Source organism: Pseudarthrobacter sp. 1G09, from assembly GCF_050038305.1.
GTDB classification, from domain to species: Bacteria; Actinomycetota; Actinomycetes; order Actinomycetales; family Micrococcaceae; genus Arthrobacter; species Arthrobacter equi.
The window spans coordinates 3606529-3630014 of the sequence record NZ_CP188306.1; the positions used below are offsets into that span (position 1 = coordinate 3606529).

The window sequence follows — 23486 nt, forward strand, 5'->3', positions numbered from 1 at the left end:
AGTGGCGGTTTCTAGCCCTTGACGGAGCCGATGAGCATGCCCTTGGCAAAGTGCTTTTGCAGGAAGGGATAGAAGATCAGGATGGGCAGGGTGGCCACCACGATCACGGCGAACTTGATGCCCTGTTCCGGCGGAATGTAGTTGGGGTCCACGTTGCCGGTTCCCAGCAGGTCCGAGGCCGCGGTGACCTGGCGGAGGTACATCTGCAGGGTCCACTTGGAGTTGTCGCTGAGGTAAAGCAGGGGCGACATGAAGTCGTTCCAGATTCCCACGGCATAGAACAGGGCGAACGTAGCCAGGACGGGTTTGGACAGCGGCAGCAGGATCCGCCAAAGGATGCCGATCTCCGTGGCGCCGTCCATCTTGGCCGATTCCTCCAGCTCCGCAGGGAGCTCCTGGAAGAAGTTCTTGATGATGATCAGGCTGAACGGGTTGATCGCCGCCGGCAGGATCAGGGCCCAGTAGGAGTTGAGCAGGCCCAGGTCCTTGACCAGGAGGAAGGTGGGGATCATGCCGCCGGAGAACACCATGGCGAAGACCACCAGGGACAGGATGAGCTTGCGTCCCCGGAGGGTCTTCTTGGCCAGCGGGTAGGCCATGGTCACCGTGAACGCCAGCTGGACCACCGTGCCCACGGCGGTGACCAGGATGGTGGTGATGAGCGCCCTGGTGAAGGCCGGCGTCGAGAAGATGTACTCGTAGGAGCCCAGGCTGAACTGCTCGGGCCAGACGAAGAACGCCCTCCGGGTGATTTCCGCTTCGGTGGCGAACGAGCCGGCGAAGACATAGACGAACGGCAGCAGGGTGACGATGCCCACCAAGGACAGGAAGACGTAGTTGGCGGCGTCGAACACCCGGCCGCCGGTGGTGTTGTGGATCTTCATTAGAACAGTCCGCTCTGGTTGAACCGCTTGGCCAGCCAGTTGGTGCCGAAGATCAGCACCAGGCCCACCAGGGATTTGAACAGGCCCACCGCGGTGGAGTAGGAGTAAGCGCCCTGGGTGATGCCCACGAAGTACACGTAGGTGTCAAAGACATCCGCGACGTCCCGGTTCAGGGCGTTGGTCATCAGGTAGATCTGTTCAAATCCGGTGTTGAGCATCTGCCCGATCGCCAGGATCAGCATCACGATGATGGTGGACCGGATCCCGGGCAGGGTGATGTGCCAGACCCGCCGGAACCGTCCGGCGCCGTCGATGATCGCGGCCTCGTACTGGTCCTGGTCCACGGTGGACAAGGCGGCGAGGAAGATGATGGTTCCCCAGCCGGTGTTCTTCCAGATCTCCTGCAGCACGATCAGCGGCCGGAACCAGGCGGGATCGGACAGGAAGTCGATGTTGGTGCCCATCACGTTGTTCAGGAACTGGAACATCGGGCCGATGTCCAGCGCGAACAGCAGGAAGCTCAGCGACGCCACGATGGTCCAGGACAGGAAGTGCGGGATGTACACCAGGGTCTGGACCGTGCGCTTGAGGATGGAGAGGCGGACCTCGTTCAGCAGCAGGGCCAGAACGATGGTCAGCGGGAATGCGATGCCCAGGTTCAGGAACGCCAGGATCAGCGTGTTGCCCAGCAGGCGCGGGAAGTCAGGGTTGGAGAAGAAGTCCTCGAAGTGCTGGGTCCCCACCCACCGGCTGCCGTTGACGCCGAGGAACGGGACGTAGTCCTTGAAGGCGATGGACACGCCGTACATGGGGCCGTATCGGAACACCGCGAAGTACAGCACGCCAGGCAACAACAGCAGGTACAGCCACTTGTAGTGCGCGAAATGGACGGAGAACTTGGCGTTCTTCCGCTCCCGGGCGGGCGGCCGGCTGGCCGCCCGCCCTGAGGCCTCAGCCTCGACGACGGGGGCTGCCATTTACTTGTTGTCCTGCCACAGCTTGTTGATCTCTTCCTTGACCTTGTTGCCGCCGCTGGTGTCCCAGAGCTTGATGGCGTCCTTCAGGCCCTGCTCATCGAGCTGTCCGGCGAGGTACTTGATCCGGGCGTCCGCCACGATGTTGTCCAGCTGCGCCCCCTTGGCCACGTAGGTGGCGGAGACGTACGGGGCGGCGGGGTTGTACACGGCGCTCTTGAGGTCCTCGGCCATGACTTCGGTGCGCTTGTCAAAGACCTGCTGCTCGTAGTCGCTGGCCTGCTTGACCGGGTAGAAGTTGTTGCCGGCCACGTTCATGCCCAGCTGCGCGTAGCTCTTGATGTCGGTGCTGACTGCCTTGCCCTCGGGGGTTTCGGGCTTGATGGTGGCGGCCTTGCCGTCCTCCACGGTGAAGTTGACGCCTTCGATGCCGTTGTTCAGGAGGGTGGCCACCTCCTTGCCGTTCAGGGTGTTCAGGACTTCGAGGACCTTGTCCAGCTCGGCCTCGGTGCGGACGCTGGACTTGGGAACGGCCAGGAAGCCGGAGTAGCCGTCGGTGGGGTGGGCGTGGAGTTCGCCGTCGGGGCCTTCGAGGTTGCCCACGAAGCCCACCTTGTTCTGGAAGTTGTTGGGATCGGCCTGCTTGAAGAGGTTGACCAGGACGCTGACGCGGGAATCGACGTCCACAATGATGCCGCCCTTGCCGTTGAAGAACGGCTCGTTCCACTTGGTGCCGTCGAACGTGGCGAAGTCAGGGTTGATGAGCTTCTCGTCCACCATCTTCTTCACGAACCGGTTGGCCTCAAGGAACTCGTCGGTCTCGAAGCTGGGGATCAGCTTTCCGTCCTTCTCGGTCCACCGGTTGCCGGCGCCGTACCATTCCTCGATCAGGTCGTAGGGGCTGTTGGTGCCCAGGGCGCCCCACTTGGGGATGGTGATGCCCCACGTGTCATTCTGGCCGTTGCCGTCCGGGTCCTGCTCGGTGAAAGCCTTGGCCACCTTGTAGAGGTCCTCGGTGGTCTTGGGCGCCTGGAGTCCCAGCTTGTCCAGCCAATCCTGGCGGAACATCACCGCTGCACGCATGGGCGCGCGGCCACGATAGACGCCGTAGACCTTGCCGTTGATGCTGGCGTTCTCCTGGATGTCGGGGAACGTGGTCTTCAGGTTCGGGTACTTGTCGAGCTTGTCGGTCAGGTCCCAGAAGGCGCCTGCTTCGGCGTTCTTGACGAAGCCGGGAGTCTTGCCCTGGATGACCATGATCTGCGGGATGTCGGAGCCTGCCAGCGTGATGTTGGTCTTGTCCTCGTACGAGGAGTTGGGCGTCCAGTTGATGTTGATGTCCTTGCCGGTGAGTTCTTCCAGCTTCTTCTGGACGGCGCCGTCCACGCTGGGCGGCTGGGCCTCGAGGAACGGGGCCATGATGGACACGCTGGTGAGGTCCGCGGCGGGCTCATTGCCGCCGCCGCTGCAGGCGGTGAGGGAAATGGCGGAGATGGTGACGACGGCGGCCGCCAGGGTGAGTTTCCTACGGATCATGGCTTTTCCTTTTCCACTTCTTCGGGGTTTCGTTGGTTATTCAGACGAGGTTGATACGTTTCATTCATGGACGTGAGGGCAGGGTGAGGGCGCGGGGTGGGGCTGGTCTATGGACGGCGCTCCGGCGGACCCCACCGAAGCGGGAGCCGGGCCGGGGCCGCGCGGCGACAGTCAGGCGGTCAGCCGGTCAAGCCGTGGAGACGGCGGGCACGGGTGCGGCGCCGGCAGTTGCCGGTTCGGCGCCGGCGGCAACCGACTCGTCATTGGCGGTGAAGAACCGGTCGCAGAGCCAGCCCGTGGTGTAGAGCCACACGCCGATGCTGAAGAACGGAATGAGCCCTGGGACGGTGGTGCTGGCATACACCACGGCCGCCGAGACGAACAGGAGGATGACCGTACCGGCAAGGTGCCGCATGGCAAAGCGGGACGAGAGCATCAGGTACTGCCCCAGGGGCAGTTCGTAGCGGGCATACATCGGGAACACGTAGCAGGCCGCACCCGCCAGGAAGATGGCCGCCACAAAAATTCCGGCCGCCATCAGCTGCGGGAAGAGGTCCCGCCCACCGGAGAAGAAGTTCCAGTTCATGGCCAGCGCCACTGCCACTGCCAGCAGCGGCAGGGCAAGGAGGTTGGCGCGGCCGAAGTTCCGGAAATACTCCGCCGCAAACCCGCGCAGCAGCGGCGCCGCTTCCCCCCGGGCGCGCTTGCGCACCAGGATCTGCGCCGCTGCAGTAGCGGGTCCGATCCCGGCCACGCCCAGCCCGAGCAGGGTGAACACCAGCCACAGCAGATTGAGGCATGCGATCCACAGAAGGGTGTCAAAGAACGAATAGGCCCGAGCGGCGAAGGTTCCGGACAGCATGGCACTTCCCTTCCGTTTCTCCATCGTTGCAGAGGCGAAGGCGCGAGTGGTCCGCATCACGCCGGTAATCGGTTTCTCGAAAATCTAGACCCAAGCACAGGGCGGGGTCAAGCCATTTTTTGAATCGTTACATAACTGGACTCCGTTGCTGGGGGTGGCGCACACTAATGGTTGGAAAGCGCTTGCTGCACGAAGCCCGCGCCCTGTAAGCGTGCCCTCGAGGGCAGAATGGAGAACCATGGGAACGTCCGCTGGCACCCATATTCCCGATGTTTCCGCCGATAATGTTTCCGCCGGTAACGCTTCTACCGGTGAGGCGGCCGAAGCGGCAGGACTCCGGACCGGCCAGCAGGGCTCAGGCCCGGCAGCCCGGATCGCGCTGGTAGGCGTGCACGGCTTCGGCACCCACCACCTCCGGAACCTTGGGCGCCTCCAGGCGGCCGGCGCCGTCGACCTGGCGGCCGTCGCGGACCCGCAGCCACCGGCACCTGGCTCCGTGCCGCCGTCGGCCGCGGTGTACCAAGGGCTGGAGGACCTGCTGGCCGCAACGGAGAACCTGGACGTCGTCATTGTGGCAACCCCCATCCAGACGCACGCTCCGCTGGCGCTGGCCGCCCTGGCTACGGATGCCGAGCTTTACCTGGAGAAGCCGCCCGTGGCCTCGTTGGCGGACTTCAACCGGCTGTGCGACGCCGCGGCAGCGTCCGGGCACGGCGTCCAGATTGGTTTCCAGAGCCTGGGCTCGCATGCGCTGACGGCCATCGCGGAACTCCTGGCCGCCGGCACCATCGGAAACCTGGAAGGCATCTCCGCCACCGGCCGCTGGGTCCGGGACCGGGCCTATTACAAACGGTCGCGCTGGGCAGGCAAGCGCAGCATCAACGGCGTGGACGTGGTGGACGGCGTGGCCACCAACCCGCTCGCGCACGCCGTGGCAACGGCGCTGCGGATCGCCGGCGCCCGCACCGTTGCCGATGTCGCGTCCGTGGAAACCGAGCTGTACCGGGCCAACGACATCGAGTCGGATGACACCTCGGTGATCCGCATCCGCACGGCGGCCGGACTGCCCATCACCTGCGCCCTGACCATCTGCGCCACCGAATCCGTTGAGCCGTACGTGACCCTTCACGGCTCCGCCGGCACTGCGGTCTTCCACTACACCGAGGACCGCCTGGTGGTGGAAACAGCCTCCGGCCAGACCGAGCAAACCTACGGCCGGGACGACCTCACAGAGAACCTGCTCGAGCACCGCAACGCTGGCACCCCGTTGCTGAGCTCCCTCCTGGACAGCGGGGCGTTCATGCTGGTGCTCGAGGCAGTCCGGACCGCGCCGCTGCCCGCGCCGATCGATCCCGCCTACGTGCAGTGGGAGGGCGAGGGCGAATCCGCCCACGCTGTGGTGGCAAACATCGAGGACGCTCTGGAGCGTGCCGGGCGCGAACATGCAACGTTCAGCGAGCTGGGGCTCCCGTGGGCTGCGTCCACACCGGTCTCCTTCCCGGTGCCGTCAGCCTGATGAACCCTTCAGGCGGCGCAGCCCCCACCACCGCGGACACAACACAGGAAACCGCCGGGGCTCTGCTCGCCACCGGCCTCCTGACCGACGGCCTGGCCGAGTGCCTCACGGCGTCCGGGCAGCCCACGTTCAGCTGGCAGCTGGAGCAGACGGACGGCACCGACCCCTCCCGGGCCATCCAGACGGCTTACGAAGTCACTGTGCAGGACGCCGGCGGCCACCAGGTGTGGAGCTCCCGGGGCGTGCCCTCAGCTTCGCAGCGCGGTACCTATGGCGGGCCCGTGCTCGACGACGACGCAGACTATTCCTGGCGGGTGCGCCTTCGCGACGCGGCCGGCGTCCAGGGCTCGTGGTCTGCCTGGCGCACCTTCGGCACCGGGCTTTCGGACTCCGCCTGGGAGGCCGGCTGGATCAGGCGCGCCCCGGGCGGCCGCGCCCCGCTGGAGATCCTGGACAACGCCCTCCGGGTGGCGGGATCCCCCGGGTTGCCCCTGCCGTGCCCTCCGGTCCGCGGCTTCCGGCTGGAGGCGCGGGTGCGGCCCGTGATGGGCTGGGCCGGCCTGATCCTCCGCAGCACCGGCCCCGGAACGGGGCTGCTGCTCGAACTCAACACGGCCGGCGAGCTGCTGCTGCGGCAGGTGCCGCAGTGGGACATTCCTGCCGCTTCGGCCCCGGACACACCCGTCCTGGCCAGGGCCAGCGCAGACCGCATTCACACCGTCCGGCAGGAACGCCTCCCGGGCAAGGACCTGGTTCCGGGGACGTGGCAGGACCTCACCGTTACCGATGACGGGCACACCATCCGCGCCTCCCTGGACGGCGAAGAACTGCTGGTGTTCGAGGAGCCACTCCCGGCTGGCACCTCCGGCAGGCTGGCCCTCCACCAAGGTCCCCGGAGCCAGGCCGAGTACGCGTGCCTCCGGGTTTCCGGGACAGGCGCCAGCTCAGACACCGGCACCGTCCTGTTGGACCACCGGTTCGATGCCGGCGAACACCACGCACACGCTGCCCTGGCGCACTGGACGCGCACCACCGCGCACCGCCAGCCGGACGAATGGACCCTGTTCCGCACCTCGGTCCGGCTCAGCGGCACCGTCCGGCGGGCACGGCTCTACGCCGCCGCCCGGCACCATGCCCAGCTGTCCCTCGCCGGCACACCGTGCCTCACCACAACATCCTTCGGCTATCCCGGCGAGGGCTACTACGATGCCGCGGACGTGACGGAGCTGCTGGCATCCCGGCAGTCCGGACCGGGTGGCGGGGACGCACCAAATGGCGCTGAAATTCCGCTGGCGGCCCTGCTGCACTGGTACGGCCCGGGACAGGGACGGGCCGCCGGCATTCCCGGCCTGCTGGTCCGGCTCAGCGTTGACTATGCGGACGGCCGCCGCGATGTGTTCGGCTCGGGTCCGGGCTGGCGCGCCGCCGAGGCCCCGTACGGCCAGGCCGGGTACCGGAACGACGAAGGCGACCCCGTTGAACACCTGGACGGGCACGCTGCCGCCGCACTGGCCGCCGCTCCCCTGCAGGACCTGCCGCCCGCCGTCGGCTGCGGGAGCCACCCCACCCCCGAAAGCCCCGCGCTGCATCCGCGCCGGACCTCCATGTCGGAGGAATTCGTTGCGCCCCGCGCGTTCCTGACGGCCGATGACGGCACGCTTGTGGCGGACTTCGGCCAGGTGCTTCCCGGCCGGCCCGAGGTGGATTTCCTCGACGGCGTGGCCGGCCGCACGGTGATGATCCGGGCCGGCTACAACCTTCGGGTCGACGGCCGGGTGGACACCGGCAAGACACCCACCCAGAACACCGATATGTCCTTCCCGTACACCCAGGCCGCCGGGCCGCAGCAGTACCGGGCCACCGTGCACCTTGGCTTCCGCTACCTGGAGCTTCCCGGCGTGGACGCCGCGGACGTGTCCCGGCTCGGCGTCGTCGTGGTTCACGGCAAGCACCCCGGCGAAGGCCGCTTCAGCAGCTCGGACCCCACACTGGACGCCGTCTTTAACCTCCTGCGCGACTCTGCGCTGTACGGCGTGCAGGAGCAGTTCGTGGACACCCCCACCCGGGAAAAGGGCCAGTTCCTGGCGGACGCCGTGAACATCTCCTACGCCACCATGTCGCTTTTCGGCGAGCACGCCTACACGGCCCAGGCGCTGCGGGGGTTCGGCTGGTCGGCGGGCAGGTACTGGACCGCGGGCGAGGACAAGGGCCGCTACAACGCGGTCTATCCCAATGGTGACGGCAAACGGGACATCCCCGATTTCTCGCTGATGCTGCCGGAGTGGGCCGAGGAATATCACCACCGCACCGGCGATCTCGCCCTGATCCGGGAGCTTCTGCCGCACCTCTGCGATACGGCCGACTACGCGCTGCGGTACATTCCGGCGGAAGGCCCGACGTCGGGGCTGGTCACCAGGCTGGGCGGCGGCTCCGGCCCGTACCTGCACGGCATCGTGGACTGGCCGGCACCGGGGCGTTTCGGTTATGACATGGAGTGCGCTGCCAAGACCACCGTCAACGTCCAGGCCTACTCCGCACTGTTGTCCACCGTCCGGCTCTGCGGCTTCGCGGGCGAGCACGAAACGGCGGCCCGCTACGCCGAGGCTGCCCGCACCCTGGCGGCGGCCATCCGCGACCGGCTCCGTGTGGACGGTGTGATGGTGGACGGGCTCTACGGCGACGGCTCCCCCAGTGCCCATGCCTCCCAGCACGCGGCGTCGTTCCCGCTGTCCCTCGGCATCACGGACGCCGGGTGCGCTGAGGCCGACGCCCGGCGGATAGCGGACATGGGAATGCGGCAGGGGCCACTGACGGTCCACCGCCTGGTGCGGGCTCTGCTGGCACAAGGCAGGACTGACGCGGTCCTGGACCTTCTGACGTCACCCGACCAGCCGGGCTGGGCGCAGCTCCTGGAACGGGGCGCCACCTTCACCTGGGAGGCCTGGGATCTGGAGCCCGGCACCGACTACAGCCAATCCCACGCCTGGTCCGCCTCGGTGGTCAAGGAAATCCTCGAGCACCTGCTGGGCATCCGGTTCCAGTCCCCCGGTGGCGGCCAACTGCTCATCCAGCCGCCATTGTGCCGGTTGGAGCACGCCCGCGGAAGCATCCCGGTGGCCAACGGCTACGCGGACGCCAGCTGGCGCCGCAGGGACGGCCTGGTGGAGCTGGAATGCACCGTCCCCGCTGGCGTCACAGCGGTTGTCCGTCTGCCCGCCGGCACTTACGGAATTAAGGGACCGACGCCGGATGCCGCCGTCGTGCGTTCCCTCCCGGACGGTACGAACACCGGCGCGACGCGCGACTTCCGCGTGCACACCGGCACCTGGAGCTTCGAACCGCAGGCCTAGCCGGTCAGAGCAGCGCGCTCTTCGCTTCGTCCAGGGCCTTCTTCGCGGCCTCCTGCGGGGACAACCTGTTGAAGTGCACTTCCAGGGAGTAGCGGGTCAGGGCTTCCACCGCGGCGCTTCCTCCAGCGGGCGGAACGGGAACGGCGCCGCCCAGTTCGCTGGAGATCTCGTCGATGAACTTCGCCGTCTTGGCATCGGCCGGGGTCAGCTTGGACACCACGGCTGCACGGATATCCGAGTTTGCGGGGATGCCGCGGTCAGCCAGCCCGATTTCGCCGGCCTTGGCGTTGTTGGTCACGAAGTCGATGAACTTTTGCGCCTCAGCGGGGTGCTTGGTCCGTGAGCTGGCGGACCAGAACATGGACGACTTGTAGAACTGCTGAGCATCCGCCGCCTTGCCGTCCACGCTCGGCGGCCGGCGAATTTCCAGGTCCTGCCCGGAGGCCTTGCTCAGGGCGCCCAGCTGGTTGGACCAGTACATGTTCATGGCGAACTTGCCGGTGGACAGACCCTGCTGGTCAATCGAGGCGGTGGCGTCTTCGGTGATGACCGATGCCGGCGGGACGGCCTTGGAATCCCGCATCTTGGCCTGGTATTCGTACCATTCGGCCAGGTCCGACTCATCGAATCCGAGCTTGCCGTCGCCGGTGAACAGAGATTTGCCGTGCTGCCGGAACCACAGGTTGGCCGCGGCGTCGGAATTGACCTGGCCCGTGCCGTACACCTTCCCGCCACTGGCCTGGGTGATCGCCGCAGCCGTGCTGTCCAGCTGATCCCAGGTCCAGGTCTTGTCGTCGGGTAGGGCCACGCCGCTGGCAGACACCAGGGCCGGGTTCGCCATCACCACCATGGCGTTGACGCCGCTGGTCACGGCGTACTGCTTGCCTTCCACCTTGCCGGAATCGGCCACGGGCTGGTCGAACTTGGAAAGGTCAACGTCCTTGAGCTCCAGCAGCGCGCCGCGCCCGGAGTACTCGCCGAGGTACGCGGCGTCCATCTGGATGATGTCCGGGGCATCCTGCGACGCCACCTGGGTGGCCAGCTTGTCCCAGTAGCCGCTCCAGTCGCCGTACTCCCCCTTGACCTTGATGTTGGGGTTCTCGGCCTCGAAGGCCTCGATCAGCTTTTCGGTCATTTTGTGCCGGGTATCCGAGCCCCACCAGCTGAAGCGCAGGGTCACCGGGCCGTCCGAAGCCTGCGGCGAGCCTCCGCAGCTCGTCAGCGTCAGCGCGAGGACAGCCGTGACGGCAGCAGCTTTGGGCAGCAGGGGCTTTCGGGCGCGAAACATCATCGTTTGTCCTTTGGCGTCGGGATGCTGGTAGCAGATAGAAACCGGTTTCCCACAGCGTAGGTGTGATCCAGCGCACGCGTCAAGGACTGTTCAGGACTTCGTCGACGGGGCTTCCCGGGCCTTCGCAGCCCTGCCGTGGCGCCACAGCAGGAAGCCGATGGCAGCTGCGGACAGCATGCCCAGGCAACCCGTGACCACCAGCCCGGTGCGGACGCCAAACTGTTCGGTCAGCCACCCGGCCAGCAGGCCACCCAGGGCGTGCCCACCCAGCAGCAGCGGCAGGTACAGGGCCATCACCCGGCCGCGGATGGCGGGGCCGGCTTCGAGCTGGACGGCCGTGGCGGCGCTCGTCAGGAACAGGAGTGTCATGAGTCCCACCACCACCAGCATGGCGATGAAGAGCGAGAGCGTGGGCATGAGGGCTGCCACCAGTTGGGACAGTCCGAACAGGCCGGCCGCGGCCACAATCCCGCGCCGGCCCATATTCCGGAGCCGGGCCGCGAGCAGGGCACCGGCAAGTGCGCCCACGGCACTGACGGTGTTGAAGAGGCCGAAGCCCTCCACGCCGTTGTGCCAAACCCGCTCCGCGAAGGCTGCGAGGACCACCGGCCCGTTCATGCCGAAGGCGCCCAGCAGGCCCGCCAGCAGGATGAGGAGCAACAGCCGGGGCCGTTCCCGCACGTACGCGAAGCCGGCCAGCAGCTGTCCGCGGCCCCTGGCAGCGGGAATGCCGGGAAACAGCTCAGCCGTGCGGATGGCGGCGATCAGGCCAAGAACCAACACGCCAATGGCGGCGTTCGCTGCGAAGGCCGCGGCGGGGCCGTCCTGCGCGATCAGCACCCCGCTGAGGGCGGGCCCGGCCATGGCGCCGAGCTGGCTGAGGGCGTTGTTGAGGCCGATGGCTGGTCGCAGGGCGGCGTCACCCACCACTTCGTTGACGAACACCTGGCGGGCAGGGCCGTCGATAGCGGAGGTAATGCCCAAGGCGACGCAGCTCGCATACACGGCCCACACTGTAATGGTCCCGCTGGCCACCCACACGGCAAGGCCCAGGGCAAGGACAACGATCACGGACTGGCACACCATCATGATCCGGCGCTTGGGGAACAGGTCCACCACCAGCCCGGACAGCGGCCCGACAATCAGCATGGGGAGGAATTGGAGGGCGACGGCGACGCCTACGGCTGCGGGACTGCCGGTCAGCTGCAGGACCATCCAGTCCTGGGCGAGGCGTTGCATCCAGACACCCACGCTGCCCGCTACCTGCATGCCCAGGAAGAGCCTGTAGTTGTGCCGGGTCAGCGGCTGGTACCACCGGGGTTGACTCTCGAGGGAAAGATGGACGGACTGCTCGGAATTCGGGCGGTCGGAAGGCACGTCTGACTCAACTCGGTTGTGGGGCGGAAGGTGTAGTGGTGCGGTTGAGCCGGTGGTGGATCAGGTGTGGCGGGCGGAACGGATCTTGACGGCCGCCGAGGCGAGGATCAGGGTGCCCGGCACCACCACGAAGAGTGCCACGAGCATCCAGACGAACACTGCGGCGCCGAACAGCGCAGCGGCCAGCAGGGCCGATCCGGTCCAGTCCTTCAGGGACAACGCGCGGCCCGTTTCCAGGGCGGACGTCCAGCGGTCCTTCGCGGACGTGCCGGCACCCGGGAAATCCGACCAGGCCGCTGCGGTGCGCAGCAGCAGGATGGCTCCGCAGGCCGCCAGGACCAGGGTGGCAGGAAGTACCACTTCGCGGCCGGGCAGCTGGCCCACCCAGGCCAGCAGCAGGTTCAGGACGATGACAACGGCGGCTCCTGCCGTCAGCGCGCCAAGTTTCCAGCTGCCGGGCAGGGCAGCCTTGAAGGTCCCCCACAGGCTGCGGACTGAATCGTCGCGGCCGTCGAGGTGCCGTTCGAGGTGGGCGATCCCCGCCGCGTAGGCGGCGGGGATGGTCACCAGGGGCACGGACAGCACCAGCACCAGCACCCCTGCCAGAAGGGTTTCGGAGAACAGGGCGAACCGGTTCACCGGAATGGGTTCGTGGTGCTTCGATGCGGGTGTGGTGCGGTCCATGATGCTCATTTCCTTCGTGCTCCCTTGTCCCGTTAGCCCTTGAGGCCCTGGGTGGAGACGCCTTCAACAATGTAGCGCTGGAAGATCAGGAAGAAGATCAGCACGGGGAGCAGGGCCAGGACTGACATGGCGATCATGGCGCCGTAGTCAGAGGACTGGGTCTGGTCCTGGAAGAGCCGCAGCGCGAGAGGCAGCGGGTATTTTTCCGGAGTGTTGAGGTAGAGCAGCGGGCCGAGGAAGTCGTTCCAGCTCCAGATGAAGGAGAAGATCGAGGTGGAGATCAGGGCCGGTTTCATCAGTGGCAGCATGATGGAGCCAAAGATCCGCACGTGTCCGGCGCCGTCGATCCGTGCCGCTTCGTCAAGCTCTGCGGGCAGGCCGCGCATGAACTGGACCATGAGGAACACAAAGAACGCGTCGGCGGCGAGGAACTTGCCGATCAGCAGCGGAATGTACGTATCCACCAGGCCCAGCTGCTGGAAGATGATGTACTGCGGAATGATGACCACATGGAAGGGCAGCAGGAGCGTGGCAATCATCATGCCGAAGAACACGCTCCGGCCCGGGAACTTGATCCGGGCGAACGCGTAGGCCGAGACGGACGCGGAGAGGATGGTCCCCACCACCGCACCGAGGGCCAGGATCAGCGAGTTGGTGAAGAACTGCATCGTGGACACCCCGCCGATGCCGTCCAGGGCAGTGACGAAGTTATCGAAGCTGAAGTTCTCTGACCACAGCGAGGTGTTTCCGCCGCCAATCTCGGAGTTCGGCTTGAACGCCGACGCGATCATCCACAACCCCGGGTACAGCACGATCCCGGTCAGGATGAGGGCAACGATGTGGAAGACGGTGCTCTTGGCCCGCTTGGCGCCGACGGACTCGGATTTCGGGTTGTACACCGGCGTGCCGGCGTCCGGTGCGGACTTGGTAGGCGTTGCCATGGTTGTCATTTCGAATCACCGCTGTAGTGGACCCAGGACTTGGACGTTTTGAAGAAGATCAGGGTAATGATGCCCACCACGATCACCAGCAGCCAGGCCATTGCCGAGGCATAGCCCATCCGGAAATCGCTGAAGCCGCGCAGGTACAGGTAGAGGGTGTAGAAGAGGGTGGAACCGGCCGGGCCGCCTTCACCGTTGGAGATGATGAACGCCGAAGCGAAGATCTGGAAGGCGTGGATGGTTTCCATCAGCAGGTTGAAGAAGATCACCGGCGAGAGCATGGGCCAGGTGATGTTGAAGAACTTCCGCACCGGCCCGGCACCGTCCATGGACGCTGCTTCGTAGAGTTCGTTCGGGATCTGCTTGAGCCCGGCGAGGAAGATGACCATGGGTGCACCGAACTGCCACACCGTGAGCAGGATGAACATCGGCATGGTCATGGTGGGGTTGCCCACCCAGCCGCCGAGGTTGATCCCGAAGAAGGACAGGCCCTGGTCCACCGGGCCCGAATCGCCGAACATCGCCTTCCACACGATCGCGATCGATACCGAGGCGCCGATCAGCGAGGGAGCATAGAACGCGGAGCGGTAGAAGCCCTGGCCGCGGCGCTTGCTGTTGAGCAGCATAGCTACGGCCAGCGCGGCGGCGAGCTTGAGCGGGGTGCCGAAGACCACGTAGCCCACGGTCACTCCGACGGATTGCAGGAACCGTTCGTCCTGGAACAGCGTGATGTAGTTATCCAGCCCGATCCACTTGGGCGGTTCGAACAGGTTGTAGTTGGTGAAGGACAGGTAGAGCGAGGAAATCATCGGCCCAACGGTGAGGGCAATGAATCCCAGCAACCAGGGCAGCAGGAAAGTGTAGCCGGCGCGGGCATCCACCCCGCCCCGCTTCGACTTGCGAAGCGGGGCAGGACCGGATTGCGTCGAACGCCTGCTCAGTGTTGGGCTTTGAGTCACGAGTTCAGTCCGTCAGTTGTGAAGCCTGTATCAGGCGTTCTGCTTGATAAGGTCTTCGGCTTCCTTGAACCAGGCGTCGGTGGCACCGTTGATGTCCAGCTTGCCGTAGTTCAGGTCCGAGGCGATGCGCTTGAAGGAGGTCTCCAGCGTGCCGAAGCCGACGATCGGCGGCTCCGGGGCGTCCTTGAGGTACTGGGAGATGGACGTTTCGTAATCGACCACGATCTTGTCAGTACCTTCGAAGGTGGTGCCGTCGCGCTGGGTCTTCGATGCGGGCACGCCACGGGAGGTCTTGAAGATCTGGCCTACCTCGGGGTCGTTGACCATGAAGTCGATGAAGCGGGCAGCGGCGTCCTTGAACTTGGTCTTGGCGCTGGCCACCATCAGCATGGACGGCTTCAGGAACAGGCCGAGGTTGTCCGCGTCGTCGGAGGGGACCGGGACGAGCTTGAGTTCCTTCGCGCCGCTGTCGCCGAGGTAGCCGGCCATGAAGTTGTCCCAGGTGACTTCGGTTGCAGTGACATTCGAGCCGAACGGCGACTTCGGGGCCAGCTGGGTGACTCGCTCTTCGGAGACGATCGCCGGGGTGCCGCGAAGATCAGCGGTGAGGTTCCACCACTTCTTCAGGTCGTCCTTGCTGAAGCCGAGCTTGCCCTCGGAGGTGAAGGCCTCGATGTTGTTCTGCCGCAGCCAGACGTTGAACATCCACCAGACGCCCGTGTAGTCGGTGCCGCCGAAGAGGGCTCCGTTGCTCTTGCTGCCCACCTCGGTGAGGAAGGAGTTGAATTCCTTGTACGTCCAGCTGCCGTCCGGCTCGGCGATGCCCAGGGAGGCCAGCTTGGCGGGATCGTAGTAGACGGCGAAGGCATTGGTACTGGTGGGGATGCCGTAGGTCTTGCCCTTGATCTGGCCGGAAGGCAGCAGGGACTTTTCGAAGGCGTCGGTGTTGATCTTGACCGTGCCCAGGTCCAGCAGCTGGTTGCGCTGGCCGTAGTCGCGCAGGTAGGACAGGTCCCACTGCATGACGTCGGGCAGGCCGCCGCCCGCAGCTTCGGTGGCACGCTTCTGCCAGTAACCGGCAAAGTCGGTGAAGTTGCCGTTGACCTTAATGTCCGGGTTCTTCGATTCGAACAACGCAATGGCCTTGCGGGTGCGCTCGGCGCGGTCGTCGTTGCCCCACCAGGTGTAGTTGATGGTGACGGGGTTGTCCGCCGAACCGGTCTGTCCTGAGGTGCTGGATCCGGTTCCGCAGGCCGCCAGTACGCCGGCAGATGCGGTGCCGACGGCTACGGTTGTAAGGAAATGCCTTCTGTTGATCACGGGAGCCTCCTTGCTCAATGTGTGCAATCCCTGATCTCATCTACAACGTAAGTAGTGAGCTGGCTTACACGGCTTCTGAAACGATACAATATCCGTATTCCCGTAATTGGGCAAGCGTTTTCCAATCCACGGGTTTCCCCGTCCCGTTCCACCGCTTCAGCAGACATAGGAGTCCCATGGCAACGCAGGAAAATAACGGTCCGGCAAGTGTTTGGAGCAATGTCGAAGGCCTTGGATTCGGCGGCGACTACAACCCCGAGCAGTGGCCCGTGAGCGTCCGGCTGGAGGATCTTGAGCTGATGCAGGAAGCCGGCGTGAACTTCCTGAGCGTCGGCATCTTCTCCTGGGCCCTGCTGGAACCTGTTGAGGGCCAGTACGATTTCGGCTGGCTTGATGAGGTACTGGACAACCTCGCAGGCATCGGCGTCAAGGTTGCCCTCGCCATCGCAACCGCCGCTCCCCCGGCGTGGCTGGTCCGCAAGCATCCGGAAATCCTGCCCGTCACGGCTGACGGAACCGTGCTGGGACCGGGCTCACGGCGGCACTACACGCCGTCGTCGGCCGCCTACCGGCGCTACGCCACGGGCATCACGCGGGTCCTTGCCGAACGGTACAAGGACCATCCGGCGCTGGCGCTCTGGCACGTGGACAACGAGCTGGGCTGCCATATTTCCGAATTCTACGGCGAAGAGGACGCAGCCGCCTTCCGGAGATGGCTGGAACGTCGCTACGGCACCATCGGCGCGCTTAACGCGTCCTGGGGCACCGCGTTCTGGAGCCAGAACTACGCGTCGTTCGAGGAGATCCTGCCGCCCTCAGTTGCCCCCAGCACGCTGAACCCCGGGCAGCAACTGGACTTCCAGCGCTTCAATTCCTGGGCGCTGATGGACTACTACCGCGAACTCGTGGCCGTGCTCCGCGAGGTGACACCCACCATTCCCTGCACCACCAACCTCATGGCCTCCAGCGCCACGAAATCAATGGACTACTTCAGCTGGGCCAAGGACCTGGACGTCATCGCCAACGACCACTACCTTGTGGCCGCCGACCCCGAACGGCACATTGAACTCGCGTTCAGCGCGGACCTGACCCGGGGCATTGCGGGCGGTGACCCGTGGATCCTGATGGAACACTCGACGTCGGCCGTCAACTGGCAGCCCCGCAACCAGCCGAAGATGCCCGGCGAAATGCTCCGGAACTCGCTGGCGCACGTGGGCCGCGGCGCGGACGCCGTGATGTTCTTCCAGTGGCGGCAGAGCTTCGCAGGATCAGAAAAGTTCCACTCCGCCATGGTGCCGCACGGCGGCCGGGATACGCGGGTATGGCGCGAGGTGGTGGACCTGGGGGCGGCACTGAAGCTACTCGAACCGGTCCGCGGTTCCCGGGTGGAGTCGAGGGCTGCCATCGTCTTCGACTACGAGGCGTGGTGGGCCAGCGAGATCGATTCGAAGCCCAGCATCGACGTGAAGTACCTGGACCTGCTGCGGGCGTTCCACCGGTCACTGTTCCTGAAGGGCGTCTCCGTGGACATCGTCCACCCGTCGGCCCCGCTTGAGGGCTACGACCTGGTGCTCGTCTGCACGCTCTACGCCGTGTCCGACGCCGATGCCGCCAGCATCGCCGCGGCAGCCTCCGCCGGTGCCACAGTCCTGGTCAGCTACTTCAGCGGGATCGCGGATCCGCAGGACCACATCCGGCTGGGCGGGTATCCGGGAGCTTTCCGGGACCTCCTTGGCGTTCGGGTGGAGGAGTTCCACCCGCTGCTGGCCGGATCGCAGCTGAAGCTCGACGACGGCACCGTTGCCTCGGTGTGGAGCGAGCACGTCCATCTGGCCGGCGCCGAAGCGGTTCAGGCCTTCACGGAGTATCCGCTGGAGGGAGTGCCTGCCCTGACCCGCCGGCCCGTGGGCGGGGGTGCCGCCTGGTACCTGGCCACCTTCCCGGACCGCGACGGCGTCGACGCGCTGGTGGACCGGCTGCTCGCCGAATCGGGCGTCTCCCCCGCGGCTGCCGCCGACGCCGGCGTCGAGCTGGTCCGTCGGCGCTCGGCCGACGGGCAGGGCTTCCTGTTCGCCATCAACCACACCCGCTCCTCCGCCGCTGTTTCCGCCACCGGCACCGATTTGCTGACCGGCGAGCCCTTTGGCGGCTCCGTTCCGGCGGGCAGCATCGCGGTGATCAGGGAGAGCTAGGCACCCTCGCTTTACAGACGTACGACGGCGGCGCCTCCTTGGGCGCCGCCGTTTTGCTTTCGCGTGGGTACTTGGCCGCCCTCATCAGCCGCCCCTTTCTCTGCTGCACGTGCCTGCCTTGGGATCGTCGGGGGTTTTCCACATAGGGCTTTGGGGGCGTGGGGAATGTCGGTGGGTGCTGGAAGACTTTGGTGATGGAGACGGTTGGGGTGGCGGCAGTGGAGGCGGGGTATGCGGTTGCCGTGCCACCTGCTGTCAAGGACACCTCCACGCCCGGCTCTGTTGCCCGTATTCCGGCTGCTGCTGACGCACATCCGGCCGCCCCGGTTGCCCGAGTTGCTTCGCCCGCCGACGCCGCGCGGGCCACCGCACTCGGCTCGGCTGCTCACATTCCTTCTCCGGCCTCAGCTGGATCTGCCCTTCTCCAACGCGCTGCCGCCGGGCCGGCCATCATGCAGGCTTCGGCCGCCCATGTTGCCTCGCACGCCGGTCCCAGCCCGGCCGCCGGCCACTCGTCGGGTGTTGGTGCCCTGGGCGTGGTTGAGGCGTTGAAGATCCTGGCGGTGGTGCCGGTTGCTGGTGATGGTGCGGGGATGATCGATCAGCTCCGGCAGCTTGAGGATTTGAAGGCTGTGGCGGCGGCGAGGCAGGCCGAGATCACTGTGGCTTTTGACCTGGCCCAGCGGCGGGAACAGGGTGCTGCCGGTGTCCCGGCCGACGAACAGGGTGCCGGGGTCGGGGCGCAGGTGGCGCTGGCGCGCCGGGAGTCCCCTTCCCGGGGTGGGCGGCTGCTGGGACTGGCGAAGACCCTGACCGGGATGCCCCGCACTTTCGCGGCGTTCCGGTCCGGGCGGTTGAGTGAGTGGCGCACCACCTTGGTCGTGAAGGAAACCATCTGCCTCTCACCCGAGGACCGGGCCGGGGTCGATGAGGAACTCGCCGCCGATACCGGCACTTTTGATGGTGCCGGGGACCGGACCATCGTCTCCGCGGTCAGGGCCGCCGCGTACCGGCGCGATCCTGCGTCGGTGGCCAGGCGGGCCGCCAACGCGGTGGGTGGACGGACGGTCAGCCTGCGCCCGGCCCCGGACACGATGGCCCGCCTGACCGCGCTGCTTCCGGTCGCCCAGGGTGTAGCGGTCTACGCGGCCCTTACCAGGGAAGCCGGCACCCTCCGTTCCGCCGGGGACGGCCGGTCCACGGGCCAGGCCATGGCCGACACCCTCGTCGAACGGATCACCGGGACCCCGGGCGGGATCAGCGGGGTCCAGGTCCAGCTCATCATGACCGACCGCACCCTCCTCCAAGCCGACACCGAACCCGCCCGGCTCACCGGTTACGGCATCGTCCCCGCCGCCTGGGCCCGCGAACTGGTCACCGGAGACCAGCCCGAGTCCGGGATGGCGGTCTGGGTGAGGCGGCTTTACACCGCCCCCGGCACCGGTGACCTCATCGGGATGGACTCCAAAGCCCGGCTCTTCCCGGCAGGACTCAAACGCTTCCTCCAAACCCGCGACGACACCTGCCGCACCCCATACTGCGACGCACCCATCCGCCACCACGACCACATCATCCCCTGGCACCACGGCAGCAACACCACAACCGCCAACGGCCAAGGACTCTGCGAAGCCTGCAACCACACCAAAGAAAGCCCCGGCTGGTCAGCTGCAACAGCATCCAATCCCGGAGCGCGCCACACCGTGAAGCTCCGAACCCCCACCGGACACACCTACCACTCCACCGCACCACCACTCCCCGGGACAGCCTTCACCCACGCCAGCAGCCCGGGCAAACATGCGGGCACAGCCCGAGCCCCGGCGCGGGCACCCGGCAACCAACCGCCCCCACGACCATCCGTCCAAGTCCTCGGCCGCATCATCAGTGCCGGTGGTCCCTGACACGACAGCCCCGGCTTAAACAACTCCGTCCCGGGAGGAACCAAAGGTTCCTGCCGGGACGGAGCTGCCACCCGCCGTCGGACGCCTGGCCGGAGGAGGCTTCCTGCCAGGCTGTCCAGAGCCGTGTTGGCGGCGTGAAATCTGGTTGCTTCGGGGTTAGCTGCTGATGGCCGACTTCATCTCGTCGACGGCCTTCTTGCCTGCTTCATCCGTGGACAGCCGTTCGAAGAGCACCTCGGAGGTGTACCGCTTGATGATCTCCTGGATGGCGCCTGCACCCTTCGGCGGCGGGGCCGGAGCCTCACCGAGTTCGCCCTTGATCTGGTCAATGAACTTGACCACCTTCACGTCGGCCGGGGTCAGCTTGGATTCGATCGCAGCACGGACTTCCGAGTTGGGGTAGACGCCACGGTCGGCCAGGAGTGTCTCGCCGGCCTTGACGTTGTTGGCCAGGAAGTCGATGAACTTGGCGGTTTCCTCAGGGTGCTTGGTCCGGGAAGATGCGGACCAGAACTGGGATGCCTTGTACCAAAGCCCGGCGTCGGCTGAGGAACCGGTCTTGGAGGGGAACCGCAGGATCTTCAGGTCCGCACCGGATGCCTTTTCAAGGGCAGGTGCCTGGTTGGACCACCAGAATGCCAGCCCGTTCTTGCCCGTTGCCAGGCCGCTCTGGTCCAGCGGTGCTGCCTCGGCCTCAACCACCTCGGACGCGGACGGCACTGCCTTGTTCTTGCTGAGGTCCTTCAGGAATGCCCACCATTCGCCGATGTCGCTGGGCTCGAAGCCGAGCTTGCCGTCGGAGGTGTACAGGGACTTGCCGTTCTGGCGGAGCCAGACACCCAGGGAAGCCTCGTCAGTGCCGTAGGCGGCAGCTCCGTAGGTGCCCTTGGGCGACTTCTCGGTCACCTCGGCGGCGATGCGGCCAAAGTCTTCCCAAGTCCACTTGGAATCGTCCGGCAGCGGGACACCGGCAGCTTCGAACACCTTGGGATTGGCCAGGATGGTGGCGGCGTTGATGCCGGCAGGAATGCCCGTCAGCCCGTCGTCGCCCTTGCCGGCGTTGAGGGCGGCTTCGTCCAGCTTGGACGTGTCGATGTCGTACTTGGAGAGGTCCAGCAGCGCACCGCGGCTGGAGTATTCGGTGATGTACTTTTCGTCCATCTGGATGATGTCCGGTGCATCATTGGCGGCAACCTGGGTGGCCAGCTTGTCCCAGTATCCGCTCCAGTCGCCGAACTCCGGCTTGATCTTGATCTTGGGGTTCTCTGCTTCGAACTGCTTGATGGCTTCCTGGGTCAGCTGGGCGCGCTTGTCGCCGCCCCACCAGGAGAACCGGAGCTCGACTGTTCCGTCGGCACTCTGCGGGGCGGATCCGCCGCCGCAGGCGCTGAGGGCCATCACGACGGCGGCTGCCGCTGCGACGGCGCCCGTCTTGCGGAATCGGCGGGCCGGGCGGGAGGAAGGGGTCTCTGCAGGTTGCCGGGCAGCTGCAGGACGGGGGAATAGCGGCACTGGGTACTCCGATCTTCGTTGATCTGTGGTGCTGGGGATGATGCTCGTAGGTGCTGTGATGCGAGCGGAAGGGCGTCTCCGGGAACCCGGGAATCCGCTCCGGGAAAACGCTTTCTAAGTGCAATATTACAAGTGCCAAACTTGTAGTACAAGATGTCCGGGCAAGATCTTTTGTCTCGATTTGATTGCGGGTTGCAGCGAGCAACGGCGAACGGCCCGCCACAGGGGCGGGCCGTTCCAAGGTAGTGCGTGACGCGTGTTCGGTTACTTGATGCCGGTGGTGGCGATGCCCTTAATGAGGAACCGCTGGCCGAAGAGGAAGACCAGGAAGACCGGGAGCAGGGACACGATGGACATTGCGAACAGTGAGCCCCAGCTGGTGGCGGACTGGGAGTCCACGAAGGCGCGCAGGGCCACGGGGACTGTGAACATATCCGGGTCTGTGAGGTAGATCAGGGCGCCGAAGAAGTCGTTCCAGGTCCAGATGAACGTGAAGATGGTGGTGGTGGCCAGGGCCGGAACCATCAGGGGCAGGATGACCCGCAGGAAGATCCGCGGGTGTCCGGCCCCGTCAATGCGGGCGGCCTCGTCCAGGTCCTTGGGGATGCCGCGGATGAACTGGACCATCAGGAACACGAAGAACGCATCCGTGGCCAGCAGCTTCGGCACGATCAGCGGCCAGAACGTGTTTACCCAGCCGATCTGGGAGAACAGGATGTACTGGGGCACGATGATGACGTGGAACGGCAGCATGATGGTCAGCAGCATGATGCCGAAGAACAGCTTCTTGCCGGTGAACTGCAGCCGGGCGAAGGCGTAGGCGGCCATCGAGCAGGAAATCAGGTTGCCCAGGATGGACCCGATCACCACAATTGCGGAGTTGATCATGTAGTGGCCGAACGGGTGGGTCAGGGCGGACCAGCCGGAGGTGTAGTTGCTCATCTCCAGGCTGTTGAGCCAGAGTCCGGGTTCGCGGAAGATCAGCTCGTTGGGCCGCAGGGATGAGACAACCATCCACAGCAGCGGGTAGATCATCAGGCCGCCGGCAAGGATCAGGATGGCGTGCTTCGTCAGCGCTTTGGTCCGTTGCGCCCGGCTGAAGGCCAGGGTGCCGCGGGACTCGCGGGGCTTGCGGTGGTTCGTAGGCTTACCGGCTCCTGCGGACTTCTTGTCCGAGGCGGGCAGCGTCTCCAGGTTAGTCGTCATAGAAAACCCAATACTTAGAAGCGATGAAGTTGATGGCGGTAAAGACGCCGATGATGAGCAGCAGCACCCACGCCATGGCTGACGCGTAGCCCATGTCGAACTGGCCGAAGCCCTTCTGGTACAGGTACAGCGTGAAGAACATCGTGGAGTCCGAGGGCCCGCCGTTGCCGCCCGAGACGATGAACGCCTGCGTGAACGACTGGAACGAACCGATGATCTGCAGGACCAGGTTGAAGAAGATGATCGGGCTCAGCATCGGCATGGTGATCCGCCAGAACTGCTGGAGCGTCGTGGCACCGTCAACCTTCGCTGCCTCGTAATACATCACGGGAATCTGCCGCAGGCCCGCGAGGAAGATGATCATGGGGGCGCCGAACGTCCAGACGTGCAGCAGGATGATGGACCCCAGCGCGGTACCCGGATCGGAGATCCAGCCCGGACCCTGGATGCCGAACATGGCCAGGACCTGGTTCACCAGGCCGGTGGTGCCGAAGATCTGCTTCCAGAGGATGGCCACGGCCACGGAACCGCCCAGCAGGGACGGCAGGTAGAACACCGAGCGGTAGAACGGCAGTCCACGCAGGCCCTTGTCCAGGACCAGTGCGATCAGGAGCGCCACTGCCAGCTGCAGCGGGACGCCGACAAACACGTAGGTGAACGTCACCCGCAGGGAGTTGTGCAGGCGGGCGTCGCTGAGCATCCGGATGAAGTTATCCGCCCCGGTCCATTCCGGGGGCTGCAGCAGGTTGTAATCCGTGAAGGACAGATACAGCGACATCACCATGGGGCCGACAGTGATGGCCACCAGGCCCACCAACCACGGCAACAGGAAAATATAGGCGGCCTTGTTATCGCGGCCGTTGGCCTTCTTCTCCTCGGGAGTGGCTTTGCCCTTCCGCCGGCTGATGGAACTCAGTTCGCTGATGGCACTCACTGCTGCTCCCCCGCTCCGGGCGTCAGGCCCGCCGCACCCGGCATTCCTGC

17 protein-coding genes are annotated in these 23486 nt (G+C 65.7%); 4 read left to right on the top strand and 13 right to left on the bottom strand.

The features are described from left to right. Positions 1 to 11: 11 nt before the first annotated feature. The 4 genes from ACP3TD_RS16695 to ACP3TD_RS16710 all read right to left on the bottom strand — a co-directional run bounded on the left by ACP3TD_RS16695 (position 12) and on the right by ACP3TD_RS16710 (position 4256). On the bottom strand, positions 12 to 884 hold the full coding sequence (locus ACP3TD_RS16695; protein ID WP_015938269.1) for a carbohydrate ABC transporter permease: 873 nt from the start codon (positions 882 to 884) through the stop codon (positions 12 to 14). Next, entirely contained in the window at positions 884 to 1861 is a 978-nt protein-coding gene (locus ACP3TD_RS16700; protein WP_426764095.1) for an ABC transporter permease, read from the bottom strand. Before ACP3TD_RS16700 ends, ACP3TD_RS16695 begins: the two co-directional genes overlap by 1 nt. Beyond that, on the bottom strand, positions 1862 to 3394 hold the full coding sequence (locus tag ACP3TD_RS16705; protein WP_426764096.1) for an extracellular solute-binding protein: 1533 nt from the start codon (positions 3392 to 3394) through the stop codon (positions 1862 to 1864). It lies immediately after the preceding gene. Positions 3395 to 3581: 187 nt separating this feature from the next. Then, positions 3582 to 4256 carry a YesL family protein gene (locus ACP3TD_RS16710; RefSeq protein ID WP_426764097.1) on the bottom strand — a complete coding sequence of 225 codons (675 nt, stop codon included), beginning with the start codon at positions 4254 to 4256 and terminating at the stop codon, positions 3582 to 3584. 238 nt (positions 4257 to 4494) lie between these two features. Here ACP3TD_RS16710 and ACP3TD_RS16715 point away from each other — a divergent pair, with 238 nt between their 5' ends. Together ACP3TD_RS16715 and ACP3TD_RS16720 are read left to right on the top strand one after the other, a co-directional pair. Then, positions 4495 to 5772, top strand: a complete 1278-nt coding sequence (locus tag ACP3TD_RS16715; RefSeq protein ID WP_426764098.1) for a Gfo/Idh/MocA family protein — start codon at positions 4495 to 4497, stop codon at positions 5770 to 5772. Next, on the top strand, positions 5772 to 9122 hold the full coding sequence (locus ACP3TD_RS16720; RefSeq protein WP_426764099.1) for a family 78 glycoside hydrolase catalytic domain: 3351 nt from the start codon (positions 5772 to 5774) through the stop codon (positions 9120 to 9122). Before ACP3TD_RS16715 ends, ACP3TD_RS16720 begins: the two co-directional genes overlap by 1 nt. A 4-nt stretch (positions 9123 to 9126) precedes the next feature. Here ACP3TD_RS16720 and ACP3TD_RS16725 read toward each other — a convergent pair whose 3' ends face one another. The 6 genes from ACP3TD_RS16725 to ACP3TD_RS16750 all read right to left on the bottom strand — a co-directional run bounded on the left by ACP3TD_RS16725 (position 9127) and on the right by ACP3TD_RS16750 (position 15694). Further along, positions 9127 to 10413 carry an ABC transporter substrate-binding protein gene (locus ACP3TD_RS16725; protein WP_426764100.1) on the bottom strand — a complete coding sequence of 429 codons (1287 nt, stop codon included), beginning with the start codon at positions 10411 to 10413 and terminating at the stop codon, positions 9127 to 9129. Positions 10414 to 10503: 90 nt separating this feature from the next. After that, positions 10504 to 11790 (bottom strand): MFS transporter, encoded by a 1287-nt coding sequence (locus ACP3TD_RS16730; protein WP_426764101.1) that lies wholly within the window; start codon positions 11788 to 11790, stop codon positions 10504 to 10506. Between the two features lie 60 nt (positions 11791 to 11850). Continuing rightward, positions 11851 to 12483, bottom strand: coding sequence for a Poxvirus protein I5 (locus tag ACP3TD_RS16735; RefSeq protein ID WP_426764102.1), 633 nt, complete (start codon positions 12481 to 12483; stop codon positions 11851 to 11853). Positions 12484 to 12506: 23 nt separating this feature from the next. Further along, positions 12507 to 13424, bottom strand: a complete 918-nt coding sequence (locus tag ACP3TD_RS16740; protein ID WP_091722858.1) for a carbohydrate ABC transporter permease — start codon at positions 13422 to 13424, stop codon at positions 12507 to 12509. Then, complete coding sequence (locus ACP3TD_RS16745) at positions 13421 to 14374, bottom strand: carbohydrate ABC transporter permease (protein ID WP_045729272.1); 954 nt, start codon at positions 14372 to 14374, stop codon at positions 13421 to 13423. Before ACP3TD_RS16745 ends, ACP3TD_RS16740 begins: the two co-directional genes overlap by 4 nt. A gap of 30 nt (positions 14375 to 14404) precedes the next feature. Further along, positions 14405 to 15694 (bottom strand): ABC transporter substrate-binding protein, encoded by a 1290-nt coding sequence (locus ACP3TD_RS16750; protein WP_426764103.1) that lies wholly within the window; start codon positions 15692 to 15694, stop codon positions 14405 to 14407. A 176-nt stretch (positions 15695 to 15870) separates the two neighbouring features. Here ACP3TD_RS16750 and ACP3TD_RS16755 point away from each other — a divergent pair, with 176 nt between their 5' ends. Together ACP3TD_RS16755 and ACP3TD_RS16760 are read left to right on the top strand one after the other, a co-directional pair. Beyond that, positions 15871 to 17886 (top strand): beta-galactosidase, encoded by a 2016-nt coding sequence (locus ACP3TD_RS16755; protein WP_426764104.1) that lies wholly within the window; start codon positions 15871 to 15873, stop codon positions 17884 to 17886. A 452-nt stretch (positions 17887 to 18338) separates the two neighbouring features. After that, complete coding sequence (locus ACP3TD_RS16760; protein ID WP_426767281.1) at positions 18339 to 19784, top strand: HNH endonuclease; 1446 nt, start codon at positions 18339 to 18341, stop codon at positions 19782 to 19784. A gap of 156 nt (positions 19785 to 19940) precedes the next feature. Here the strand turns inward: ACP3TD_RS16760 and ACP3TD_RS16765 are convergent, their stop codons facing one another. The 3 genes from ACP3TD_RS16765 to ACP3TD_RS16775 form a co-directional block, all read right to left on the bottom strand. Next, positions 19941 to 21296: an ABC transporter substrate-binding protein gene (locus ACP3TD_RS16765; RefSeq protein ID WP_426764105.1), complete on the bottom strand. Its 1356-nt coding sequence runs from the start codon at positions 21294 to 21296 to the stop codon at positions 19941 to 19943. Between the two features lie 264 nt (positions 21297 to 21560). Next, positions 21561 to 22502 carry a carbohydrate ABC transporter permease gene (locus ACP3TD_RS16770; RefSeq protein WP_015938286.1) on the bottom strand — a complete coding sequence of 314 codons (942 nt, stop codon included), beginning with the start codon at positions 22500 to 22502 and terminating at the stop codon, positions 21561 to 21563. Then, a complete protein-coding gene (locus ACP3TD_RS16775) occupies positions 22492 to 23436 on the bottom strand; it encodes a carbohydrate ABC transporter permease (protein WP_426764106.1) in 945 nt (314 codons plus the stop codon). The genes ACP3TD_RS16770 and ACP3TD_RS16775 overlap by 11 nt, the downstream gene beginning before the upstream one ends. Between the last annotated feature and the right edge of the window lie 50 nt (positions 23437 to 23486).

Bases quoted from the DNA above. Each gene is read 5' to 3' on its own strand.
- ACP3TD_RS16695 (WP_015938269.1), bottom strand. From the start codon at position 884: ATGAAGATCCACAACACCACCGGCGGCCGGGTGTTCGACGCCGCCAAC.
- ACP3TD_RS16700 (WP_426764095.1), bottom strand. From the start codon at position 1,861: ATGGCAGCCCCCGTCGTCGAGGCTGAGGCCTCAGGGCGGGCGGCCAGC.
- ACP3TD_RS16705 (WP_426764096.1), bottom strand. From the start codon at position 3,394: ATGATCCGTAGGAAACTCACCCTGGCGGCCGCCGTCGTCACCATCTCC.
- ACP3TD_RS16710 (WP_426764097.1), bottom strand. From the start codon at position 4,256: ATGCTGTCCGGAACCTTCGCCGCTCGGGCCTATTCGTTCTTTGACACC.
- ACP3TD_RS16715 (WP_426764098.1), top strand. From the start codon at position 4,495: ATGGGAACGTCCGCTGGCACCCATATTCCCGATGTTTCCGCCGATAAT.
- ACP3TD_RS16720 (WP_426764099.1), top strand. From the start codon at position 5,772: ATGAACCCTTCAGGCGGCGCAGCCCCCACCACCGCGGACACAACACAG.
- ACP3TD_RS16725 (WP_426764100.1), bottom strand. From the start codon at position 10,413: ATGATGTTTCGCGCCCGAAAGCCCCTGCTGCCCAAAGCTGCTGCCGTC.
- ACP3TD_RS16735 (WP_426764102.1), bottom strand. From the start codon at position 12,483: ATGAGCATCATGGACCGCACCACACCCGCATCGAAGCACCACGAACCC.
- ACP3TD_RS16740 (WP_091722858.1), bottom strand. From the start codon at position 13,424: ATGACAACCATGGCAACGCCTACCAAGTCCGCACCGGACGCCGGCACG.
- ACP3TD_RS16755 (WP_426764104.1), top strand. From the start codon at position 15,871: ATGGCAACGCAGGAAAATAACGGTCCGGCAAGTGTTTGGAGCAATGTC.
- ACP3TD_RS16760 (WP_426767281.1), top strand. From the start codon at position 18,339: ATGCAGGCTTCGGCCGCCCATGTTGCCTCGCACGCCGGTCCCAGCCCG.
- ACP3TD_RS16770 (WP_015938286.1), bottom strand. From the start codon at position 22,502: ATGACGACTAACCTGGAGACGCTGCCCGCCTCGGACAAGAAGTCCGCA.